The 21364-nt window shown below is 59.6% G+C and carries 19 protein-coding genes and 1 pseudogene; 10 read left to right on the plus strand and 10 right to left on the minus strand.

The genetic code is table 11. The features are described 5' to 3' along the window. Positions 1-150: 150 nt before the first annotated feature. The 3 genes from KW841_RS02720 to KW841_RS02730 form a co-directional block, all read right to left on the minus strand. Positions 151-1116, minus strand: a complete 966-nt coding sequence (locus tag KW841_RS02720) for an L-carnitine dehydrogenase (RefSeq protein ID WP_007975496.1) — start codon at positions 1114-1116, stop codon at positions 151-153. A gap of 140 nt (positions 1117-1256) precedes the next feature. Then, a complete protein-coding gene (locus KW841_RS02725; protein WP_218473367.1) occupies positions 1257-2144 on the minus strand; it encodes a 3-keto-5-aminohexanoate cleavage protein in 888 nt (295 codons plus the stop codon). Positions 2145-2239: 95 nt separating this feature from the next. Beyond that, positions 2240-3184 (minus strand): choline ABC transporter substrate-binding protein, encoded by a 945-nt coding sequence (locus KW841_RS02730; protein WP_218473368.1) that lies wholly within the window; start codon positions 3182-3184, stop codon positions 2240-2242. A gap of 225 nt (positions 3185-3409) precedes the next feature. Between KW841_RS02730 and KW841_RS02735 the strand changes: the two genes are divergently transcribed. Continuing rightward, on the plus strand, positions 3410-4405 hold the full coding sequence (locus tag KW841_RS02735) for a GlxA family transcriptional regulator (RefSeq protein WP_218473369.1): 996 nt from the start codon (positions 3410-3412) through the stop codon (positions 4403-4405). Here the strand turns inward: KW841_RS02735 and KW841_RS02740 are convergent. From KW841_RS02740 to KW841_RS02760, 5 genes are all read right to left on the minus strand, one after another. Further along, positions 4402-7146, minus strand: a complete 2745-nt coding sequence (locus KW841_RS02740; protein WP_218473370.1) for an RHS repeat domain-containing protein — start codon at positions 7144-7146, stop codon at positions 4402-4404. The two genes, KW841_RS02735 and KW841_RS02740, sit on opposite strands and share 4 nt — an antisense overlap. Before the next feature lie 161 nt (positions 7147-7307). Then, positions 7308-7724, minus strand: a complete 417-nt coding sequence (locus KW841_RS02745) for a DUF3010 family protein (protein WP_218473371.1) — start codon at positions 7722-7724, stop codon at positions 7308-7310. A 32-nt stretch (positions 7725-7756) separates the two neighbouring features. Continuing rightward, entirely contained in the window at positions 7757-8080 is a 324-nt protein-coding gene (locus KW841_RS02750; RefSeq protein WP_007975501.1) for a helix-turn-helix domain-containing protein, read from the minus strand. Next, positions 8064-8318 (minus strand): type II toxin-antitoxin system RelE/ParE family toxin, encoded by a 255-nt coding sequence (locus KW841_RS02755; RefSeq protein WP_218473372.1) that lies wholly within the window; start codon positions 8316-8318, stop codon positions 8064-8066. Before KW841_RS02755 ends, KW841_RS02750 begins: the two co-directional genes overlap by 17 nt. A gap of 212 nt (positions 8319-8530) precedes the next feature. Further along, the gene (locus KW841_RS02760; protein WP_218473374.1) at positions 8531-8932 is read right to left on the minus strand and encodes a lysozyme inhibitor LprI family protein; all 402 of its coding nucleotides are present in this window, start codon (positions 8930-8932) and stop codon (positions 8531-8533) included. A 224-nt stretch (positions 8933-9156) separates the two neighbouring features. On the opposite strand from KW841_RS02760, the gene KW841_RS02765 reads away from it, so the two are divergent. The 8 genes from KW841_RS02765 to KW841_RS02800 all read left to right on the plus strand — a co-directional run bounded on the left by KW841_RS02765 (position 9157) and on the right by KW841_RS02800 (position 19031). Continuing rightward, positions 9157-10134, plus strand: a complete 978-nt coding sequence (locus KW841_RS02765; RefSeq protein WP_007975504.1) for a dipeptidase — start codon at positions 9157-9159, stop codon at positions 10132-10134. A 78-nt stretch (positions 10135-10212) separates the two neighbouring features. Continuing rightward, positions 10213-10743, plus strand: coding sequence for a DUF5943 domain-containing protein (locus tag KW841_RS02770; protein WP_007975505.1), 531 nt, complete (start codon positions 10213-10215; stop codon positions 10741-10743). A 15-nt stretch (positions 10744-10758) separates the two neighbouring features. Next, a complete protein-coding gene (gene dgcA / locus KW841_RS02775) occupies positions 10759-12819 on the plus strand; it encodes a dimethylglycine demethylation protein DgcA (RefSeq protein ID WP_218473376.1) in 2061 nt (686 codons plus the stop codon). A gap of 154 nt (positions 12820-12973) precedes the next feature. Further along, positions 12974-14917: a dimethylglycine demethylation protein DgcB gene (dgcB, locus tag KW841_RS02780; protein WP_104450070.1), complete on the plus strand. Its 1944-nt coding sequence runs from the start codon at positions 12974-12976 to the stop codon at positions 14915-14917. Further along, positions 14917-16137, plus strand: a complete 1221-nt coding sequence (locus KW841_RS02785) for an electron transfer flavoprotein subunit alpha/FixB family protein (RefSeq protein ID WP_095964139.1) — start codon at positions 14917-14919, stop codon at positions 16135-16137. Before dgcB ends, KW841_RS02785 begins: the two co-directional genes overlap by 1 nt. Before the next feature lie 15 nt (positions 16138-16152). Beyond that, positions 16153-16923, plus strand: a complete 771-nt coding sequence (locus KW841_RS02790) for an electron transfer flavoprotein subunit beta (RefSeq protein ID WP_218473380.1) — start codon at positions 16153-16155, stop codon at positions 16921-16923. A 148-nt stretch (positions 16924-17071) separates the two neighbouring features. After that, positions 17072-17638: a GNAT family N-acetyltransferase gene (locus KW841_RS02795; RefSeq protein WP_218473383.1), complete on the plus strand. Its 567-nt coding sequence runs from the start codon at positions 17072-17074 to the stop codon at positions 17636-17638. Positions 17639-17864: 226 nt separating this feature from the next. Then, a complete protein-coding gene (locus tag KW841_RS02800; protein ID WP_218473504.1) occupies positions 17865-19031 on the plus strand; it encodes a retropepsin-like aspartic protease in 1167 nt (388 codons plus the stop codon). A 326-nt stretch (positions 19032-19357) separates the two neighbouring features. Here KW841_RS02800 and KW841_RS02805 read toward each other — a convergent pair whose 3' ends face one another. Next, a complete protein-coding gene (locus tag KW841_RS02805) occupies positions 19358-19558 on the minus strand; it encodes a hypothetical protein (RefSeq protein ID WP_218473385.1) in 201 nt (66 codons plus the stop codon). Positions 19559-19677: 119 nt separating this feature from the next. Between KW841_RS02805 and KW841_RS29970 the strand changes: the two are divergent. Next, a pseudogene (locus tag KW841_RS29970) lies at positions 19678-19794 on the plus strand (outer membrane lipoprotein carrier protein LolA); the annotation flags it as partial. Between the two features lie 10 nt (positions 19795-19804). On the opposite strand, the gene gbcA reads toward KW841_RS29970, so the two are convergent. Further along, positions 19805-21100, minus strand: coding sequence for a glycine-betaine demethylase subunit GbcA (gene gbcA / locus KW841_RS02810; RefSeq protein WP_007975514.1), 1296 nt, complete (start codon positions 21098-21100; stop codon positions 19805-19807). Between the last annotated feature and the right edge of the window lie 264 nt (positions 21101-21364).

Genomic DNA, 21364 nt, shown 5'->3' on the forward strand with positions numbered 1-21364 from the left:
TTTGTGTGGTGACTGGACTGCCGCTATCGCGAGCAAGCTCGCTCCCACAGTGATTTGCAGTGTGAATACAATCTATGTCACTCAGCAGATCCCCTGTGGGAGCGAGCTTGCTCGCGATGGGGCCAGTGCTGCTGGCCCCACAGCCTGGGCTTACTCGCTGAAGGCCATCCCATGTTTCTCTTTGGTGGTCTTCACCGCCTCCAGCACTGCCAGCAGGCAGTCATCACGATAGCGCTCCAGTGCCGAAATGCTGTGTTTGCCCAGTTGATCGCTGGTGCCGTCGACCACATCGTCGATCAGTTTGTCGGTCAGTTCCGGCGCCGGCAGGTAGGTCCACGGCAACTGCAACGCCGGACCGAACTGCGCCATGAAGTGACGCATACCGGCATCACCACCGGCCAGGGTGTAGGTCAGGAAGGTGCCCATGAACGACCAGCGCAAGCCTGCGCCGAAACGGATCGCATCGTCGATTTCACCGGTAGTCGCCACGCCGTCGTTGACCAGGTGCAGCGCCTCACGCCACAGCGCTTCGAGCAGGCGGTCGGCGATGAACCCCGGCACTTCCTTGCGCACGTGCAACGGGCGCATCCCCAGGGACTCATAGACTTTCATCGCCGCTTGCACGGCCTCGGGCGCGGTGTTTTTACCGCCGACCACTTCGACCAGCGGCAGCAGGTAAACCGGGTTGAACGGGTGACCGACCACGCAGCGCTCCGGGTGCGTGGCGCTCTCGTAGAACTCGCTCGGCAACAGGCCGGAGGTGCTGGAGCCGATCAACGCATTGGGCTTGGCTGCCGCGCTGATTTTGCTGTGCAGTTCCAGTTTCAGCTCAAGGCGTTCCGGGGCACTTTCCTGGATGAAGTCAGCGTCGCGAACGCATTCTTCGATGGTCGCGACAAAGCGCAGGCGGTCCTGCGATGCACCCGGCGCCAGGCCTTGTTTCTCCAGTGCGCCCCAGGCGTTGGCGACGCGTTTGCGCAGGGCTGCTTCAGCGCCTGGTGCCGGGTCCCAGGCCACTACATCCAGGCCATGGGCGAGGGCGCGGGACACCCAGCCGCTGCCGATGACACCGCTGCCCAGGGCGGCGAAGGTTTTGATTTCGGTGATGAAGCTCATGGTCACGTCCTAAAGAGTTCAAAAAACCCTGTGGGAGCGGGCTTGCCCGCGAAGAGGCCGGTACATCCGACGGATCTTCAGCGGTAGAATCACCGCTTTCGCGGGCAAGCCCGCTCCCACAGGGTTGGGTGTAAGTTCTATTAACCGCGCTGGGTCAGGCCCATTTTCTTGCGGCCTTCAGCGGGAGTGAGGACGCGGGCGCCGAGGCGGCTGAGGATTTCCGTGGCGCGTTCGACCAGTTGGCCGTTGGTCGCCAGCACGCCCTTGTCCAGCCACAGGTTGTCTTCCAGCCCGACCCGCACGTTGCCGCCGAGCAACACCGCTTGCGCCGCCATCGGCATCTGCATGCGACCGATACCGAAGCCGGCCCAGACCGCGTCGGCGGGCAGGTTGTCGACCATGGCCTTCATGGTGGTGGTGTCCGCCGGCGCGCCCCACGGGATGCCCAGGCACAGCTGGAACAACGGGTTGTCGAGCAAGCCTTCCTTGATCATCTGCTTGGCGAACCACAGGTGACCGGTGTCGAAAATTTCCAGCTCGGCCTTCACGCCCAGCTCTTGAATGCGTTTGGCGCCAGCGCGCAGCTGGGCCGGGGTGGAGACGTAGATGGTGTCGCCGTCACCGAAGTTCAGGGTGCCGCAATCGAGGGTGCAGATTTCCGGCAGCAGTTCTTCGACGTGGGCCAGGCGGGTCAGCGGGCCGACCAGATCGGTGTTCGGGCCGAATTCCATCGGACTTTCGCCGGCACCGATTTCCAGGTCGCCGCCCATGCCGGCAGTGAGGTTGACGATGATGTCCACGTCCGCCTCGCGGATACGCTCCATCACCTCGCGATACAGCGCCACATCACGGCTGAACTTGCCGGTTTGCGGGTCGCGAACATGGCAGTGAACCACGGTGGCACCGGCCTTGGCGGCCTCCACGGCGGCAGCCGCGATCTGTTTTGGGGTGACCGGCACGTGTGGGCTCTTGCTGGTCGTGTCGCCAGCACCGGTGAGTGCGCAGGTGATGATGACGTCGTGGTTCATTGGGCGGTTCCTTACAGGCGAGTTTTTGGTTTTGGCCAGGCGTGCTGGTCCCGTTCGCAGCCCCTTGGGGCTGAGAGACGGTGGTGGGTTCGGGTTTATTTACTGGTCAGTTGCAGGTTTTCAGCGGCCGGTTTGCCATCGAAGGTGGTGACGCCTTCAAGCCAGCGTTTTTTGTCCTGCGGGTGATCCTTGAGCCATTGTTTGGCCGACTCGAGAGCGTCCTTGTGATCCAGCAGTGGTTGCATCATCCGGCTCTCGTCTTCGGCGGTGAACGTCAGGTTGCTCAGCAAGCGACCGATGTTCGGGCATTGCTCGGCGTAGGTCGGCGCGGTGACGGTCCACACGGTGGCCTTGCCTTCGTTCGGACCGAGGGCGTCTTCGCTGCCGGTGAGGTAGGTCATTTTCACGTTGACGTTCATCGGGTGCGGCGCCCAGCCGAAGAACACCACGGCTTCGTTGCGACGCACGGCGCGATCCACCGCCGCGAGCATGCCAGCTTCGCTGGATTCGACCAGCTGGAACTTGCCGAGGCCGAACTGGTTCTTGGAGATCATCGCCTTGATCTGGGTGTTGGCGCCCGAGCCAGGCTCGATGCCGTAGATCTTGCCGCCCAGTTCTTTTTCGAATTTGGCGATGTCAGCGAAGGTTTTCAGTCCCTTGTCGGCGAGGTAGGTCGGCACGGCGAGGGTCGCGCGAGCGTCTTGCAGGCTTGGCGCTTCAAGCACCTTGACCTGTTTGGCATCGACGAATGGGGTGATGGTCTGGGTCATCAGCGGGTTCCAGTAGCCGAGGAACAGGTCCAGACGCTGGTCGCGGATCCCGGCGAAGATGATTTGCTGGGAGGCGCTGGTTTGTTTGGTGCTGTAGCCGAGGCCATCGAGCAATACCTGGGTCATGGCACTGGTGGCGATCACGTCGGTCCAGTTCACTACACCCATGCGCACGTTCTGGCATGCGGCGGGTTCGGCGGCCATAACACTGGCGCTCAGTAACGCGGTACCACTGAGTGCAAGAACACAGCTGCTGATCAGTCGTTTCATTCTCAGGTTCCTCGGCAGTTCGTTTATTGTGAGTTCCGGTGTCTGATGCGCCGGTGATGCCAAGTTACGCAGCAAAGCACCGATGAAAGCGCACTGCGGCGACCAGCTCTTGCACTGCAGCGACCTGTGCGCTTGAAAGCCGCTTGCAACTGGCGTATCAACATCCTCACGCTACCCGCCCTCTCGTTACCCGGCCTCTTGTTACCTGCTAAGCGAGTGCGCTCCATGTCCCAGGATTACTACTTCTTGTTGATGCCGGGTTTCTCGGCCATCGGATTCATCTCGGCCATCGAGCCGTTGCGGGTCGCCAATCGCTTTCGTGGCGAGCTTTATCGCTGGCATGTGTTGAGCGCGGACGGGGGGGCGGTGCTGGCCAGTAACGGTATGTCGGTCAACGCCGATGCGGCGCTGGAGCTGCTGAAGAAGGGCGCGACCTTGTTGGTGGTCGCCGGCTTCGAACCGCTGAAATTCGCCACCCCGGCACTTGAGCATTGGTTGCGCCGACTGGACAACGAAGGCGTGACCCTCGGCGCCATCGACACCGGCAGCTTCATCCTCGCCGAGGCAGGCCTGCTCGACGGCCATCGCCTGACCCTGCACTGGGAAGCCATCGACGCCTTCAAGGAGTCATATCCACAGCTCAGCGTCACCCAGGAATTGTTCGAGATCGACCGCCGGCGCATCACCTCCGCGGGTGGCACCGCTTCCATTGATCTGATGCTGGATTTGATCGCCCAGGCCCATGGCCCGGAACTGGCGATCCAGGTCAGCGAACAATTCGTGCTCGGCCGCATCCGCCCGCGCAAAGACCACCAACGCATGGAAGTCGCCACGCGCTACGGCATCAGTAACAAGAAGCTGGTGCAGGTGATCGGTGAGATGGAGCAGCACAGCGAACCGCCCCTGAGCACGCTGGAACTGGCGGAATCGATCAAGGTGACGCGACGGCAGTTGGAGCGGTTGTTTCGGTTGCACCTGAACGACACGCCGAGCAATTTCTATCTGCGGTTACGCTTGGAAAAAGCGCGGCAGTTGCTGCGGCAGACCGACATGAGCGTGCTGGAGGTGAGCATTGCCTGCGGGTTTGAATCGCCGTCGTACTTCACCCGCAGTTATCGGGCGAAATATGAGCGGTGCCCGCGGGAGGATCGGCATAGTGTTGGCGGCCGGCAAGGTGCCGGTGTGCCGCAACCTCCTCCCACAGAGGCGCCAGTTATTTAGTGCAACTGCCGGGACTTGAACTGGAGGGCTAGAGCGGTAAGGCTGTCAGCGTTGTGAGTGGTGATTGCTATTTGGGCATTCCATGCCTGGAGCTCCGAAGTTGGGTACGTTTCTTGTGCTAGGCGTACATGTTCTTGTATGGAGCTTTTTTGTCTGTCTCCGATTTTTGGCAGGTCTGGAGTGTTTTCCGCAATCCGTAAGGATTGCTCAATGACGTCCTTCATGATTGCATCACTGGCCCTTTCCGTATGCTCACGAGAGGAGGCGGAAAATAAATACCAGTAGTCATGGGTTTCTGCATGAACATGGCTAAGTTCGTGAAAGATTGTCCCTGCTCTGTATATCGCTGATTGTTCGCGCGCCTCGACGTTAAAGTAAATAACCATATTCGCTTTTGTTTCTAACGGGTCTGAAAATGCCAGTTCGCGAGGGTAGTTTGGGTTGTTCGCGGTGAAGACAAAGCGATCACCGCTAACATAATCCTCTAATGCGCCAGAAAGGATGCTTTCAAGTTTTTCTTTGGCCGCCTTCGCAGCAATTCTCAGATATTGTTTGCTCTTTCTTTGACCGTAGATATTTCTCAGTTTTGTTCGCGTCTCTTTGGATAGTTTTGGTTCGTTGAGGGACAAAATCGCATTATTCGTGAAGTCGATCATGGCCGAGAAATCGCTCTCGAATTCACGCCTCTGTTCTTTCGGTAAATCATCTGCCCGCCGATAAAGTATTTCCTGCCCGGCGGCGATCATTTCCTGTTCCATTTCATTCATGGGCTCAACCGGTGCAAGCCCCTGGCTGTCCTTGAAGCGCAACGGATTGTTCTGAACCATCCGGAAGCGGTTCAAACCATCAATGTCACCCGCCGGATCCGGGTTGATCCAGCGCTGTAGCCAGGGTGCGTAGTAACGAAGCCCGTAGTAGTAAAGCCCGGTGGCATCCCGTTCCTTTCCGGAGTATCGGAGTGTCTTGTAGCTGGCCTCGGTTTCACTTCGGGCGAGCCACCAGGCGGTGCCGCCAAAGGCGTAATAACCCTCCTGGCTTATCAACGCGGCATCTTCGTCCAGTTCCAGCGTGCAGGATCCAAGATGATCGCCCAGGCCGTAACGAATCTGGTCGTTGGCAATGCCTTCGGGCGGGTCTTCGTGCCAATGCAAAACCCGCGCGTTGCAACCGTCGGCATCAGCACTCACGACATACCGTACTTCTTCGCGACCGTTGTAATGGATCTCCAACCCGGGCAGATAACGCACTTCGCTGCTCAAGGTTGCAGATTTTGTCTTGCGATGGAGTACCTTGCGTAGTCGCTGGCCGTGGCCGTCATATCGATAGAGTTCATCGTCATTCGGTTCATCGTGTCGGGTGACTTGAATGACTTCGCTGAGTTGATTGCGACTGTCCCAGTGCATGATTTGTGCGCCCGGGGACAGGATCAGCAAGTTGCCGTTACTGTCGAAGCTCTTGATAAAGTCCGGCTCGCCTGTCTGCGGTTTAGGCAGGCTTCGGTTACTTGAAGGCTCGCTCACCATCTCACGGGTGTAACCTCGAAGGCCTTCATGGATGAGGGTTTGCAGGTTTCCCGCGGGATCATATGAGAATGTCTGTTTGTAGCTGCTTGTCACTGTCGATTGTGACAGGCGCGTTAAGGGACCCTGGCTCGCGGCAACGGATTCTCGTCCGCTTGCCTCTATCAGTTGATAAAGCGTGTCATATCGATAGTGGTTGGTGGGGTCAGTACGCTGGTTCCTGAAGTAGCGTGTCGCTGCGACCGAATCCCGGACCCGAGTGACATTACCGACAGGATCGTAGGTGTAGGCAAGGTCCTGGATAGCATGGCCTGAACGGCTTGAGGTGAGTTGCAACAGGCGATCGCTTTGACTGTCATAACGGCGGGTTGTCGTAACACCATTGCCGGCAGTTTCATGCTCGATCTGACCACTGACGTTGTAGCACCTGTTGCTCAGTAGCGTTTTGTCCGGCAGATGCCTGCGTTTGAGGGCTACCTGTCTGAGCTGGCCTGCGATGTCGTAGCCCAATAGCCTTTGGTTGTCCCGAGCATCGGTTTGGCTCACCAGATTGCCCAGGGCATTGAAACGCCATTGGGTGGTTTCACCTTCGGTTTCGAGTTTGCTGTCGCGGTCAGTCAGGCGCTCTGGCCAATCGACAGTGGACAGCTCGTTCATGAACTGTCGGGATTCGCTTAACCGAGTGCCCGCGAGGTTGTATTCCTCGAGATGCAGGCAGCCAGCCGTGTCGTCGTGGCGAATAAGGCGTCCGCACTGATTATGTGGACTGTACTCGGCGCCGCTGTCGGCATAGAACATCCGCTCAGTTGTAGCAGAAGCAGCGTTGACAGCTTGCTCTGAGATGGCGATCGGGCGTAACAGGTTGTCGTACTCGATCTGACGTTGATTGTTCCGACCATCCCACTCGAATCGAAGCTCGCCGCTGGCCCCCGGCAGTCTTGCTTTCCAGCCGGCATCAACACTGCTGTTCAGTAAGGGGTCGCCGGAGAGGCCGTACACCATGCTCAGATTAGGCGGGCCCTGCGTTGCCCACAGACGTGGGTCCCACCCAGAGCTCAGGTACCCGTTCGGGTTGTAAGCCTGGCGATTGAATCGCGGTTCAGGTGTTTGTTCCAGGTGGGCACGGTAGTAGGTCACGGTACGAATCGACTGGCGGCGCGGGTCCTGTGCCATCAGGGTTGGGGTGGCGTCGTGAATGTTGTTCGGCAGGAAGTTGGCCATGTGATAGTCGCGCGCTTATGGAAAGTTCCAATGTATGCGCCTGGCCTTGAGCTTTTTAACTATCAGAAATGACACGTTTATGTCTGTTTGTGAGCACCAGTGGGGGATGGTGCAAGACGGCGCCTGTGGGGCTGGCGCCGGTTGGATCTTTTGGAATCAGCTTACTTCTTCACCAACGCCGAACACGCTGCCTTATAGGCCTCATGCTGATATTTGTTCAGCGTTTCCGGCAGCTCGACATTGAATTTCTTGCACTGCGCCGTGATGGTCTGCGGGGACAGCAGCGTCACTTCGCAATTCTCCAGCAACTGGAAAACCCCTTCGATCTTGAACGTGGTCGGTCCACCGGCGAATTCACCTTTCTTGCTGCGCTTCTTGATCGCGATACGGTCGATGGAGTTCTCGCGCACAAACGAAGCGACCTGGGCTGCGAACACTTTGACGTTGGCGGCTTCGTCGTCATCGTCCAGGGCGATTTTCTTGGTGGCGAGCGCGACATGACTCAGCGCCAGACCGTCCTGCGTGGCCACGGCGATGATCGCTTCGCTGCCTTTGATTTCGATGCCGCAGACTTTCATGTTGAATCCCTTTACTGGCTGAAGCGTGCAGCTTACAGCTCAAGTTGAGTGGCGGTGATACCAAACGCCGCGGCGATTTTTTCGCGGGTGGCTTTGCGAGGCTTGGCGACCGTTTCCTGTTGGGCAAATGCCGGCTGGGATATGCCCATTCGTTTGGCCACTTCATCCTGGGTAAGGTTCAAGTGTTCGCGCCAGGCGCGGATTGGGGTAGCGCCATCGACAATGCGGCTCACCACCTCGTGGGGGATCAAGTCGGGCTCGATTTTCTGTGCCACGTATTGCGCATAGGGAATGACAACAAAGGCTGGATTGCCTTCGGCGTCGTTGATGATTTGGATGTCAGTAGGTGCGTTCATCGCGTTTTTTAACCTCTTGAATACTGAGCACTTTGATCGCGCCATCCCAGTCGAACATAACCCGGTAATTACCGACACGTAGCCGATAAGCGTAGTCATGACCGACCAGTGCTTTGACGTTGCCTACATCGGGCATGTCTGCCAGCGCCGTGATGGCATCACGAACCTGAATCTGGTGAGCGGAATGCAATCTCAAGAGTTGCTTAACGGCCTTTCGAGTCCAGTGGATGCTGTTCATTGAAGAATATAAGTCTTTTATAAGATTTACGAATATTTACTTATATTTCTCAGGTGCACAATCAACAACGATTGTCAGCATGTTGCGTGAAAAGCCCACAGATTGGGGCTTCCAGGCAATGCGTGTAGGCAAGGTCAGAACGTGTTGTAGGAAGAAGGGTAAGTGCTGTTGAAAGCTGGACGCAGTTCCAGCTTTCACCGGAATATTCAGGACTATTCCTGCCCAATCGACTCCAAAAACTCCGACCGTTCATCACTCATCCGCGCAATGCAGTCGTTCTGGGCAATGGTGAACGCCTTGCTGCCACTCGTGGCCGGAAAGGCTTCGACGGCGCAGTCGGCATCCCGGGTCTTCAGCCATTGCTGTTGGGCAGCCTTGAGCTTGGCGGTGATGTCGGCCAGTTGCGACGGGTTTTTGCCGTATTGCGACTGCATGCGGTCGGCCAGGCCCTGGAGGTTTTCCTTGAGCAGGTCTTCGGCGGTGGTTTTGCTGAAGGCCGAGCACTCGAGGGTCTGGACGTCGTTTTCGACTTTATCGCACGGGTTGTCGTCGGACTCCTGCGCTGCGTGTACGCCGGTCGCAATCAGTGCCAAAGCCAGAAGGATGGATTTCATTCAGGTCGCCGCTCTATTCCAGTGATGCAGCGAATTCTGGCCCAAGCCGAGGGCCTTGAACAGGTCGCTGAATAGGCCAGGAGACGACCCTTTGTCGCGGATTGACGCTTTCGGCAAACCCCCTGTCGTTTTTGCACCCGGTCGCCGAGGCACCGAGGCATATGCTGGCCCCAAAGCGCCGGCAGACGATTCGGCGCATGAATCGCTAATAAGGGGACAGCCTGATGAGCCCAGCCGAATTGCACGCCGACAGCATCGTTATCGACGGGCTGATTATTGCCAAGTGGAACCGTGAACTGTTCGAAGACATGCGCAAGGGCGGTTTGACCGCAGCCAACTGCACCGTGTCGGTGTGGGAGGGCTTTCAGGCCACCGTCAACAACATTGCCGCGAGCCAGAAGCTGATCCGCGAGAACAGCGACCTGGTGATGCCGGTGCGTACCACCGCCGACATCCGCAAGGCCAAGGAGCAGGGCAAGACCGGCATCCTCTTCGGCTTCCAGAACGCCCATGCCTATGAAGACCAGATCGGCTATGTCGAGGTGTTCAAGCAGCTCGGCGTGGGCATCGTGCAGATGTGCTACAACACCCAGAACCTGGTGGGCACCGGTTGCTACGAGCGTGATGGCGGCCTGTCGGGCTTCGGTCGCGAAATCGTCGCCGAGATGAACCGCGTTGGCGTGATGTGCGATCTGTCCCACGTCGGCTCCAAGACTTCCGAAGAAGTCATCCTCGAGTCGAAAAAGCCGGTCTGCTACTCCCACTGCCTGCCGTCGGGGCTAAAGGAGCACCCGCGCAACAAGTCCGATGAAGAACTCAAGTTCATTGCCGACCACGGCGGCTTTGTCGGCGTCACCATGTTCGCGCCATTCCTCGCCAAGGGTATCGACTCGACCATCGACGACTACGCCGAAGCCATCGAGTACGTGATGAACATCGTCGGCGAAGACGCCATCGGCATCGGCACCGACTTCACCCAGGGCCATGGCCAGGATTTCTTCGAATACCTGACCCACGACAAGGGCTACGCCCGCCGCCTGACCAGCTTCGGCAAGATCATCAACCCGCTGGGCATCCGCACCGTGGGCGAGTTCCCGAACCTGACCGAAACCCTGCTCAAGCGCGGTCACTCCGAGCGAGTGGTGCGCAAGATCATGGGCGAAAACTGGGTAAGCGTCCTCAAGGACGTCTGGGGCGAGTAAGCCACTGCACCTCTGAATCTTTTCCCCCGGCCGCCCGCGCCGGGGGCAACACCAAAATTTTTCTGGAGTTAAGTTTCCATGGCCAAGATCGCCCCGCAATTGCCAATCGAAGTCGACAGCGAGACCGGTGTCTGGACGTCCGACGCCCTGCCGATGCTGTACGTGCCACGGCATTTCTTCGTCAACAACCACATGGGCATCGAGGAAGTGCTGGGCGCTGAAGCCTATGCCGAAATCCTCTACAAGGCCGGCTACAAGTCCGCCTGGCACTGGTGTGAAAAAGAAGCCGAATGCCATGGCCTGGAAGGCGTCGCGGTGTTCGAGCACTACATGAAGCGCCTGTCGCAGCGCGGCTGGGGCCTGTTCAAGATCCAGGACATCGACCTCGACAAAGGCACCGCCAGCGTCAAGCTCGAACACTCGGCGTTCGTCTATGTGTACGGCAAGGTCGGGCGCAAGGTCGACTACATGTTCACTGGCTGGTTTGCCGGCGCGATGGACCAGATCCTCGCCGCTCGCGGCAGCAAGATCCGCACCGTGGCCGAGCAAGTCTACGGTGGCTCCGAAGAGGGCCACGAAGACGGCTTGTTCATCGTCAAGCCGTTGTAAGTCGAGGAACCCGCCATGGCTTTCGAAGCAATGTTCCAGCCGATCCAGATCGGCAAACTGACCATCCGTAACCGCGTGCTCAGCACCGCGCACGCCGAGGTTTATGCCACCGACGGCGGCATGACCACCGATCGGTACGTCAAGTATTACGAAGAGAAAGCCAAGGGCGGGATCGGCCTGGCGATTTGCGGCGGTTCGTCCGTGGTGGCCATCGACAGCCCGCAGGAATGGTGGAGTTCGGTGAACCTGTCCACCGACCGCATCATTCCGCACTTCCAGAATCTGGCCGATGCCATGCATAAGCACGGCGCCAAGATCATGATCCAGATTACCCACATGGGCCGTCGCTCGCGTTGGGACGGCTTCAACTGGCCGACGCTGATGTCGCCGTCGGGTGTGCGCGAGCCGGTGCACCGTGCCACTTGCAAAACCATCGAGCCGGAAGAAATCTGGCGGGTGATCGGTAACTACGCTCAAGCAGCTCGCCGTGCCAAGGCCGGTGGCCTGGACGGTGTTGAACTGTCGGCGGTGCACCAGCACATGATCGACCAGTTCTGGAGCCCGCGGGTCAACAAGCGTACCGACGAATGGGGCGGCACCTTCGAAGGCCGGATGAAGTTCGGTCTGGAAGTCTTGAAAGCCGTACGCGCCGAGGTCGGTGACGATTTCTGCGTGGGCATGCGCATCTGTGGTGACGAGTTCCACCCGGACGGCCTGTCCCACGAAGACATGAAGCAGATCGCCAAGTATTACGACGATACCGGCATGCTCGACTTCATCGGCGTCGTGGGTTCGGGTTGCGACACCCACAACACCCTGGCCAACGTGATTCCGAACATGAGTTATCCACCGGAGCCGTTCCTGCATCTGGCTGCCGGCATCAAGGAAGTGGTCAAGGTCCCCGTGCTGCACGCGCAGAACATCAAGGACCCGAACCAGGCCACGCGTATCCTGGAAGGCGGTTACGTCGACATGGTCGGCATGACCCGCGCGCACATCGCCGACCCGCACCTGATCGCCAAGATCAAGATGGGCCAGATCGACCAGATCAAGCAATGCGTCGGTGCCAACTACTGCATCGACCGTCAGTACCAGGGCCTGGATGTGCTGTGCATTCAGAACGCCGCGACGTCTCGTGAATACATGGGCCTGCCGCACATCATCGAAAAAACCACTGGCGTGAAACGCAAGGTGGTGGTGGTCGGCGCCGGTCCTGCCGGGATGGAGGCCGCCCGCGTGGCCGCCGAGCGTGGCCACGACGTGACCCTGCTCGAGAAAAAGGAATTCATCGGCGGGCAGATCACCACCGCCTCGAAAGCCCCGCAACGGGACCAGATCGCCGGTATCACCCGCTGGTATCAACTGGAACTGGCACGGTTGAAAGTCGACCTGCGCCTGGGTACCGCGGCTGACGCGCCAACCATTATGGACCTGCGTCCGGACGTGGTGGTGCTGGCTGTCGGCGGTCATCCATTCATCGAGCAGAACGAACACTGGGGCGCGGCTGAAGGCCTGGTGGTCAGCAGCTGGGACATCCTCGACGGCAAGGTTGCACCGGGCAAGAACGTGCTGGTCTACGACACCATTTGCGAATTCACCGGCATGTCGACCGCCGACTTCATCGCCGACAAGGGCAGCCAGGTCGAGATCGTTACCGACGACATCAAGCCGGGCGTGGCCATCGGGGGTACATCGTTCCCGACTTACTACCGCAGCATGTACCCGAAAGAAGTGATCATGACCGGCGACATGATGCTGGAGAAGGTCTACCGCGAAGGCGACAAGCTGGTGGCGGTACTGGAAAACGAATACACCGGCGCCAAAGAGGAGCGGGTGGTTGACCAGGTGGTCGTGGAAAACGGCGTGCGTCCGGACGAAGAAATCTACTACGCGCTGAAGGAGGGCTCGCGCAACAAAGGCCAGATCGACGTCGAAGCCTTGTTCGCGATCAAGCCGCAACCTTGCCTGGAACAGAGCGGCGACGGCTACCTGCTGTTCCGCATCGGCGACTGCGTGGCCCAGCGTAACGTGCACGCGGCGATCTATGACGCGCTGCGGTTGTGCAAGGATTTCTAAAGGCTGCACTTGACCCTGTGGGAGCGGGCTTGCCCGCGAATGCAATCTGTCTGCCGACATTGATGTCGACCGACCCACCGCTTTCGCGGGCAAGCCCGCTCCCACAGGAACCGCTGACCGCGTTTCTCCAAGATGTTCTGGTGGGAGCTTCACCATGTTGAACACCCTTCTTCCAATCCTGTTGTTCGCTGCCCTGGGCCTTGGTGTCCTGGGCGCGTTGCGGCGGGTGGCCATGTGGCGCCGGGGCCGGGCTTCGAAAGTCGACCTGATCGGTGGACTGTTCGCCATGCCCAAGCGCTACATGGTCGACCTGCACCATGTGGTGGCGCGGGACAAATACATCGCCAACACCCACGTCGCCACGGCCGGCGGTGCGGTGGCGTCCATCGTACTGGCGATTCTGGTGCACGGTTTCGGCCTGCATAACCGTTTCCTCGGCTATGCGCTGCTGCTGATGACGGCGGTCATGTTCGTCGGCGCGATCTTCGTTTATCTGCGTCGGCGCAATCCGCCGGCGCGCCTGTCGAAAGGCCCGTGGATGCGCCTGCCGAAAAGCCTGCTGGCATTCTCGGCCTCGTTCTTCCTGGTGACCCTGCCGGTGGCGGGCATTCTGCCGGAGAATTTCGGCGGCTGGCTGTTGGCAGCGATTCTCGGGGTTGGCGTGTTGTGGGGTGTGTCGGAACTGTTCTTCGGCATGACCTGGGGCGGGCCGATGAAGCACGCCTTTGCCGGCGCTTTGCACCTGGCCTGGCATCGCCGCGCCGAACGTTTTGGTGGCGGCCGTTCCACCGGTTTGAAGCCGCTGGATCTTAGCGACCTGAGTGCGCCACTGGGCGTGGAAAAACCCAAGGATTTCACCTGGAACCAGTTGCTCGGCTTCGACGCCTGCGTGCAGTGCGGTAAATGCGAAGCCGCGTGTCCGGCCTTCGCTGCCGGCCAGCCGCTGAACCCGAAAAAACTGATTCAGGACATGGTCGTCGGCCTGGCCGGTGGCACCGATGCAAAATTCGCTGGCAGCCCATATCCCGGCAAAGCGATTGGCGAGCACGCTGGCAATCCGCATCAACCGATCGTCAACGGTCTGGTGGACGCCGAGACCCTGTGGTCCTGCACCACCTGCCGCGCCTGCGTCGAGGAGTGCCCGATGATGATCGAGCACGTCGATGCCATCGTCGACATGCGTCGTCACCTGACCCTGGAAAAGGGCGCGACCCCGAACAAGGGCGCCGAAGTCCTGGAAAACCTGATCGCCACCGACAACCCGGGCGGCTTTGCGCCGGGCGGGCGGATGAACTGGGCGGCGGACTTGAACCTCAACCTGCTCAGCGAAAAGAAGTCCACCGACGTGCTGTTCTGGGTCGGCGACGGCGCCTTCGACATGCGCAACCAGCGCACCCTGCGGGCTTTCGTCAAAGTGCTGAAGGCGGCGAAAATCGATTTCGCGGTACTCGGCCTTGAAGAACGCGACAGTGGTGACGTGGCCCGACGCCTGGGCGATGAAGCAACGTTCCAATTGCTGGCCAAGCGCAACATCCAGACCCTGGCCAAGTACAGCTTCAACCGCATCGTCACCTGCGATCCGCACAGTTTCCATGTGCTGAAGAACGAATATGGCGCCTTCGACGGCAACTACCTGGTGCAGCACCACAGCACCTACATGGCGGAAATCATCGATGCTGGCGCGCTGAACCTCGGTCAGCACAAAGGCGACAGCGTGACTTACCACGACCCGTGCTACCTCGGCCGCTACAACGGCGAGTACGAGGCGCCGCGCCAGGTATTGCGCGCGCTCGGGATCGAAGTGAAAGAGATGCAACGTTCCGGTTTCCGTTCCCGCTGCTGCGGCGGTGGTGGTGGTGCGCCGATCACCGACATTCCGGGCAAGCAACGCATTCCTGACATGCGCATGGAAGACATCCGCGAAACCGGTGCCGAACTGGTGGCCGTGGGTTGTCCACAGTGCACCGCGATGCTTGAAGGCGTGGTCGAACCCCGGCCGCTGATCAAGGACATCGCCGAACTGGTGGCCGACGCGTTGCTCGACGACGCCGCGCCCGCCAAGACACCCGTCAAGCGCGAACCTGCGGAGGCCCACTGATGAGCGATATTATCCGCCGCGACCCGCGGGCCGAATGGATCGCCCGCAATCGTCTGCATCCATTGCACGCGGCCATGCAACCGGCGCAGCACAGCTGGATGGGGCCTAACGGTGTCATCCGCAAGAATCCCCATGGCATTGGCTTTATCGGCCCCAATGGCATCAAGCGCATCGACCGCAGCGGCGCCCAGCAGGGCGGGACGACTAAACGTTCAGCCGCGGTTGAAGTGCAATTGCCATTGCATCAGGTGGCCGCACCGGCGTTTTACATCAGCGTGGTGCCGGACATGGTCGGTGGCCGCTTGAGCAGTCACGACCGCGATCTGCTGGGCCTGGCCCATCAACTGGCCGGCAAGGACGGCGCAGTGCTGGCCGTGGTGTTCGGTGAGCACAAGGAAAGCGCTTTCGCCACGGCGGGCGTCGACCGCCTGCTGGTGTTGGAAGGCGAAGCATTCAGCGGTTATGCACCGGAGCAACGGGTCCAGGGCCTGCGGGCTGTGGATAACCAGTTCAGCCCGCGCCACTGGTTGTTGCCGGACAGTCGCACCGGTGGCGGGGAACTGGGTCGGCGCTTTGCCGCCGCCCTGGGCGAACGCCCGGCCACACGGGTCTGGCAGGTCAAGGATCAGGAGTGCATCGGCCGCGCCGGTGCTGGTCTGCAAGACCTTGCCCGTCCGCTGGCGCGCTTGATTCTGGCGGCTGCCGAGTGCGCCGAGCCGGTGAGTGAAACCCGACATGAAGCATTGCCGGTGGAGTTATCCACAACCGTGGCGCGCAGCCTGTCGCGGATCGAAGATCTGGGCGCTGTGGCGGTGGACCCGGCGGCGATTCCGATGGCCGAGGCCGAGTTCATTTTCTCCGGCGGCAACGGGGTCAAGGACTGGGGACTTTTCCACAGGACCGCCGAAGCCCTTGGCGCGACCGAAGGCGCATCCCGGGTGGCGGTGGACGATGGCTTCATGGCCCGCGATCGTCAGGTTGGTGCATCCGGTACCTGGGTGACTGCACGGGTCTATGTGGCCGTGGGGATTTCCGGGGCGATCCAGCACCTGCAGGGCATCGGTGCCTGCGACAAGGTGGTGGCGATCAACCTCGACCCTGGCTGCGACATGATCAAGCGTGCCGACCTCTCGGTGATCGGCGAGAGTGCGGAGATTCTTCAAGCCTTGATCGAAGCGGTAGAGGCTTACCGCAACGACGCCAAGCGCGATGCGGCTTAAGGGAAGGAAAGGGTTATGAGCACGAAAATCATCAGCCTGGTGTCCATCGGCGCCCACCCGACGTCCGGTCGGCCGCGTCGTGCGGAACAGGATGCGCGGGCGGTGGAACTGGGCCTGCAGCTGGCTGGGGATAACTTGCAGGTGCTGCATGCCGGCGATGTCGCCGAGCCTGCGCTGCGCGCCTACCTGGGCATGGGCCTCGAACAGCTGCATGTGCTTGAGCAACCCGAGGGTGCCGATGCGCTGCCGGCACTGACCGAGTATCTGCGCGATGCCGGTGCTCAGGTGGTATTGACCGGCAGCCAGGCGGAAACCGGTGAAGGCTCGGGCATGTTGCCTTTCCTGCTGGCCGAAAGCCTGGGCTGGCCGCTGGTGGTGGGGCTGGCACAGGTCGAGTCCATCGATGGCGGTTCGGCGCTGGTGCTGCAAGCCTTGCCGCGCGGTCAACGTCGTCGGTTGAAGGTGCGCCTGCCGTTTCTGGCAACGGTGGACAACGCCGCGCCCAAGCCTCGCCAGAGCGCATATGGCCCGGCCCGACGCGGCGTGCTGCAAGCGCAGGACGTTGAAGTCGTCGATGATGAACTGCTTGCGGTCGCCAGCCTGCAACCGGCCAAGCCACGGCCCAAGCGCCTGAAAGTGATCAAGGCCAAGAGCGGCGCCGACCGCATGAAAGCCGCGACGGCCAAGGCCAGTGGTGGGGGCGGGCAGGTGCTCAAGGGCGTGACGGCGCAAGCGGGGGCTGAAGCGATCCTCAAGTTGCTGATTGAAGAGGGTGTGGTCCGCTGACAAATAGTCACCCTGGATCAAATGTGGGAGCGGGCTTGCTTGCGAAGGGGGCGTGTCAGTCGACATGAATATCGCCTGGCCCACCGCTTTCGCGAGCAAGCCCGCTCCCACAGAAAAGCTTCATCTCACCGACATTCATGGGGGAACAATGGCCGTTGAATTTCGTTCGGCAGTGCGCGCCGATGCGCGTGAGATTGCGCGGTTGTTCCAGATTTCATCCGAGGGCGCTTCAGATTACATCTGGAGTCAGATCGCAGAGCCCGGGCAGGATCTGTTGGACGTCGGTGCCATTCGCTATGCCCGGGACGACGTCGATTTCTCCTACCAGAACTGCCTGATTGCCGAGGCCGATGGCCAGGTCATTGGCATGATGCACAGTTACGCGATGCGCCAAGATCCACTGGCGGTCCCGACGACCGACCCGGTGCTGGCGCCTTATGCCGACATGGAAGTGCCCGATACCCTGTATATCTCCAGCCTGGCCCTGCATGAAGGCTGGCGTAACCGGGGGCTGGGCAAGCAGTTTCTCGCCCATGCCCAAGAACGTGCCGACCGGCTCGGGCTCAATGGCCTGAGCCTGATCGACTATGCCGCCAACACTGGCGCCCGGCGTTTTTACGAGCGACACGGCTTCGCGGTCATCAAGACCTGCCAGGTCATCCCTCATCCCATGATCCGCGTCGCAGGTGACGTCTATCTTATGCACAGACCCTGAGCTGGTTCGGGGGGTGTTCGAGTCGCGACAGTTATCCACAGCGCCACGCATCATTTATCTGGCTCCATGCTGACAAGGGCGGTGAGCTACAGTTTTCTATGCGCTGATCAAGGGTGCGGCACGCTTTCGGGAGTTTTCAGACATTCAGCGCTGACTCATAAAACCCGGTTTTATGACTGGCTTGAATATGAAGACTTTCGCTCTTTTGGCGCTCTTTGCTACGGCCATGTGGGTATCCACAGGCTTGATGTCTGCCGCCCAGACAAAAGCGCCCCTGGCCGATCAGGACTTTTATCAGTGGGTCGAGACCGAACAGGGGCGTAACGCGTCCCTGGCTCAGTTGCGGCAACAGTGCGACAAGGTGCTGGATGCCGATAAGCACCTCGACTGTTCGGTAACGGTCCTGGCCAGAATGCTCGAGGCCAAGGTCGCCAACCAACTCCCCGAATACTATCTGGCGATCAAAAGCAGGCATGCTCGGGCGATAGAGGCCAGCACCGATCTGAAACCCCTGTTCTCCATGTTCGGCGACAAATCACTGGCTATCCTGGCGACGACTGGCAATTTCTCGGTCAGCGGTTCGGTGCGGCATGAGGTACTGCCGCTGCATCCGTATGCCAACGACTTTTACATCGCGCAGGAAGTGCTGCCATTTATCGATGTCGGCGCGGCCAACGGTGTCTCGGCGCGTTTTGTACTAGACACGGGGGCACCGCAAACCCGGGTCAACATCGACACTGCGAAACAGATGGGCATCAGGTTGTTGCCCGATGCTCAGTATCGCTACAGCACGTTTTATGGCGAAAAAGGCCTGGCTGCGAGGCTGGGCATTCTCAGGTCACTCAAAGTCGGCACCCGAGAGTTCAGGAATGTCCTGGTGTTTGTCAGCGACCGGGATAATTTGTTGGGGCTGGACCTGATCAGCAAATTGGGGCGCTTGAAAATCACCAGAAGCGCCCTGGAACTCAATCCTGCGCCTGTCAGGCGCTGTGATGCGTTCATTGCCTTTAGCCGCCAGGATCTCAACCAGCGGCTGGTGGTGGCCGCTCAGCTGGATCGCAGGACAACGCAGGCCATCATCGATACGGGAAATGTCGACTACCTGACGGCCGCGTCACCTGGCAGGCAGGTCAATGCCGTGCAGGCACTGAAACCAGGAAGCTCGAACGGTTACACCGGCGACAACAGGCACTTTCAACGCTTCGACGGCGTATTGGTCATGCAAGGCAACATCATGGCGGTCAGCTACAAATACTACCCGGGCTTCACCATCCCGCCGTCGCTGCTGGGCGGGCAATACGTGCCGTCGATATTGCTCGGTTGGCGCGCCTTCAAGGACTTTGAATTGAACCTGGACCTGAACTCAGGTCGCTCATGCTTCAATAAAGTCTGAATCGCTGGAGTTTACCCACAATCCCTGTTGGTGGTTCTGTGGATAACATGTTCGCCCCTCGCTGAACCCCATACAAATCAAGCCCTGCAGGGCGTCGTTCAAAAAACAACCAGCCTGGTTCGTGGTTTTTCCAAGCTTTTTCAAGGGGATAAGTGCTGCTGTTAACGCAGACTTTCCCCCAATCTCTGTTGGCGCTTCTGTGGATAAGATGTTTGCTATTGGCTGCAGGCCTTGTAAACAGCGGTTTACAGCTATCTGATCATAAAATGATCAAAAGGCGGTTTTGCATTGTCGGCTTTCACGCAAACGCTGGATTTTTCAAGGTTTCAGCGGTTTTCCACAGAGCCTTCCAAGTTAACCCCAAAGTCTGTTGGCGCTTCTGTGGATAAGGTGTTTGCCATCCGCTGAACGCCTTTAAGGCCGTAGCTTTCAGGCTTTAGATCAAAAAACGACCAGTCCACCCTTGGAAGCAGGCTACTGGATAAGTCACGTTTTTTTTTGGTTTTCGTGAAGAAAATTTCCAGCATTTCCACAGTTGTCCCCAATAGCTGTGGGTGGAGATGTGGATAACTTGTTTGCGGAAGGCTGGGAGGTGCGGCGGGCATAGGTCTGAACGAGATAGGTCATATTTCGTACAGTTCTATGAATGACGGGCAAGCCCCCTGTAGGAGCGAGCCTGCTCGCGATGGACGTTAACGATAACGTTGGCAACCTGACACCCGGCGGCGTTCTCAGGCTCATCGCGAGCAAGCTCGCTCCTACAGGGAGTGGATTTAGCCTTGGACCGGAACGCCTTTGAGGTACGGCGCAGGCTCGGCCCCCAGGTTGCTCAGCAGACGCTCGCTGTACCAGTCGACGAAGTTCACCACACCGAATTCATAGGTCTTGGAGTACGGGCCAGGCTGGTACGCGGTGGAGTTGATGCCGCGCTGGTTCTCTTCGGCCAGGCGACGGTCCTGGTCGTTGGTGGCGTCCCAGACCTGGCGCATGCGCTCCACGTCGTAGTCCACGCCTTCGACCGCGTCCTTGTGCACGATCCACTTGGTGGTGACCATGGTTTCCTGGGCGCTGATCGGCCACACGGTGAACACGATGATGTGGTCGCCCATGCAGTGGTTCCAGGAGTGCGGCAGGTGCAGGATGCGCATCGAGCCCAGGTCCGGGTTCTTGATGCGGCCCATCAGCTTGGCGCAGCCCTGTTTGCCGTCCATGGTCATCGACACGGTGCCCTTGAGCAGCGGCATGCGCACGATGCGGTTGCGCAGGCCGAAGCTGGCGTGGGCGTACGGGATCTTCTCGGCTTCCCAGGCGGCGGCGGAGGCGGCCACGTGGTCCTTGAACGCCTGGTCGGCGCGCGGGTCGGTGACGTCGTCCCATTCCAGCAGGGTTTTCAGCAGTTCCGGGTGCGAAGCGTTGCAGTGGTAGCACTCGCGGTTGTTCTCTAGCACCAGCTTCCAGTTGGCCTTTTCCATCAAGGTGGTTTGCACCGCCACCTTGGTGTTTTCCATGTCGTACGGTTCCATGTAGTGGTTGAGCGTCGACAGGAAGTCATCGATGGCTGGCGGGTTCTCCGCCAGGCTGATGAAGATGTAGCCGCCGGCAGTCTTCACGTTCACCGGTTTGAGGCCGTACTGATTCATGTCGAAGTCGGCGCCCATTTCGGTGCCGGCGAACAGCAGGCGCCCGTCGAGCTCGTAGGTCCATTGGTGGTAGTGGCAAACCAGCTTGGCGACCTTGCCCTTGTCGCTGGTGCACAGGCGTGAGCCACGGTGGCGGCAGACGTTATGGAACGCGTGCACCACGCCTTCGGCGCCACGGATCACGATGATCGGGTTCTTGCCGACCTGCAGGGTCAGGTAGTTGCCCTTGGTGGGGATCTCGCAGGTCATGCCGGCGATCAACCACTCTTTCTGAAAGATTTCCTGCATGTCGATATCAAACAGGCGCTCGTCGGAGTAAAACGGCTGCGGCAGCGAGAACGTGCGCTCGCGCTCCTGCAGCATTTGCGCGGTGGCCTTGCGTGCGGGTTCCAGCGGATCGCCCAGGCTCAGGGTAGTAGTGACGTCCATCGTTTAATCCTCAAGGCCATTCTGTGTGGCCGGCGAAAGTGGCTAATCAGGGTTGCTACGCAAGGTGTAATGGTTGTGTCTTGGTATGGGGCGAGTGTGGGGCCGGCGCTGGCCAGAACCTTATCCATGGGCGACATGGTGCAATCTGTTCCCGACGCGCAAGCCCCGGTCGTTGGGGGCTGGTCGCGATAAGCATGTCAATGTCGCAGATAGGTAAATGGGTGATCCGCGCTATACGCAGAATCGCCAACATGAAGGCCGACA

Source organism: Pseudomonas sp. PDM28, assembly GCF_019219115.1.
Taxonomy (GTDB): Bacteria; Pseudomonadota; Gammaproteobacteria; order Pseudomonadales; family Pseudomonadaceae; genus Aquipseudomonas; species Aquipseudomonas laurylsulfatiphila.

What these genes read in the sequence shown, in the direction of transcription:
- KW841_RS02755 (WP_218473372.1), bottom strand. Translation starts at nt 8,318, where the DNA reads ATGAACAGCATCCACTGGACTCGAAAGGCCGTTAAGCAACTCTTGAGA.
- KW841_RS02800 (WP_218473504.1), top strand. Translation starts at nt 17,865, where the DNA reads ATGTGGGTATCCACAGGCTTGATGTCTGCCGCCCAGACAAAAGCGCCC.
- KW841_RS02805 (WP_218473385.1), bottom strand. Translation starts at nt 19,558, where the DNA reads ATGCTGGAAATTTTCTTCACGAAAACCAAAAAAAAACGTGACTTATCC.
- dgcB (WP_104450070.1), top strand. Translation starts at nt 12,974, where the DNA reads ATGTTGAACACCCTTCTTCCAATCCTGTTGTTCGCTGCCCTGGGCCTT.
- KW841_RS02730 (WP_218473368.1), bottom strand. Translation starts at nt 3,184, where the DNA reads ATGAAACGACTGATCAGCAGCTGTGTTCTTGCACTCAGTGGTACCGCG.
- KW841_RS02795 (WP_218473383.1), top strand. Translation starts at nt 17,072, where the DNA reads ATGGCCGTTGAATTTCGTTCGGCAGTGCGCGCCGATGCGCGTGAGATT.
- KW841_RS02745 (WP_218473371.1), bottom strand. Translation starts at nt 7,724, where the DNA reads ATGAAAGTCTGCGGCATCGAAATCAAAGGCAGCGAAGCGATCATCGCC.
- dgcA (WP_218473376.1), top strand. Translation starts at nt 10,759, where the DNA reads ATGGCTTTCGAAGCAATGTTCCAGCCGATCCAGATCGGCAAACTGACC.
- KW841_RS02740 (WP_218473370.1), bottom strand. Translation starts at nt 7,146, where the DNA reads ATGGCCAACTTCCTGCCGAACAACATTCACGACGCCACCCCAACCCTG.
- KW841_RS02790 (WP_218473380.1), top strand. Translation starts at nt 16,153, where the DNA reads ATGAGCACGAAAATCATCAGCCTGGTGTCCATCGGCGCCCACCCGACG.
- KW841_RS02770 (WP_007975505.1), top strand. Translation starts at nt 10,213, where the DNA reads ATGGCCAAGATCGCCCCGCAATTGCCAATCGAAGTCGACAGCGAGACC.
- KW841_RS02725 (WP_218473367.1), bottom strand. Translation starts at nt 2,144, where the DNA reads ATGAACCACGACGTCATCATCACCTGCGCACTCACCGGTGCTGGCGAC.
- KW841_RS02720 (WP_007975496.1), bottom strand. Translation starts at nt 1,116, where the DNA reads ATGAGCTTCATCACCGAAATCAAAACCTTCGCCGCCCTGGGCAGCGGT.
- gbcA (WP_007975514.1), bottom strand. Translation starts at nt 21,100, where the DNA reads ATGGACGTCACTACTACCCTGAGCCTGGGCGATCCGCTGGAACCCGCA.
- KW841_RS02760 (WP_218473374.1), bottom strand. Translation starts at nt 8,932, where the DNA reads ATGAAATCCATCCTTCTGGCTTTGGCACTGATTGCGACCGGCGTACAC.
- KW841_RS02750 (WP_007975501.1), bottom strand. Translation starts at nt 8,080, where the DNA reads ATGAACGCACCTACTGACATCCAAATCATCAACGACGCCGAAGGCAAT.
- KW841_RS02735 (WP_218473369.1), top strand. Translation starts at nt 3,410, where the DNA reads ATGTCCCAGGATTACTACTTCTTGTTGATGCCGGGTTTCTCGGCCATC.
- KW841_RS02785 (WP_095964139.1), top strand. Translation starts at nt 14,917, where the DNA reads ATGAGCGATATTATCCGCCGCGACCCGCGGGCCGAATGGATCGCCCGC.
- KW841_RS02765 (WP_007975504.1), top strand. Translation starts at nt 9,157, where the DNA reads ATGAGCCCAGCCGAATTGCACGCCGACAGCATCGTTATCGACGGGCTG.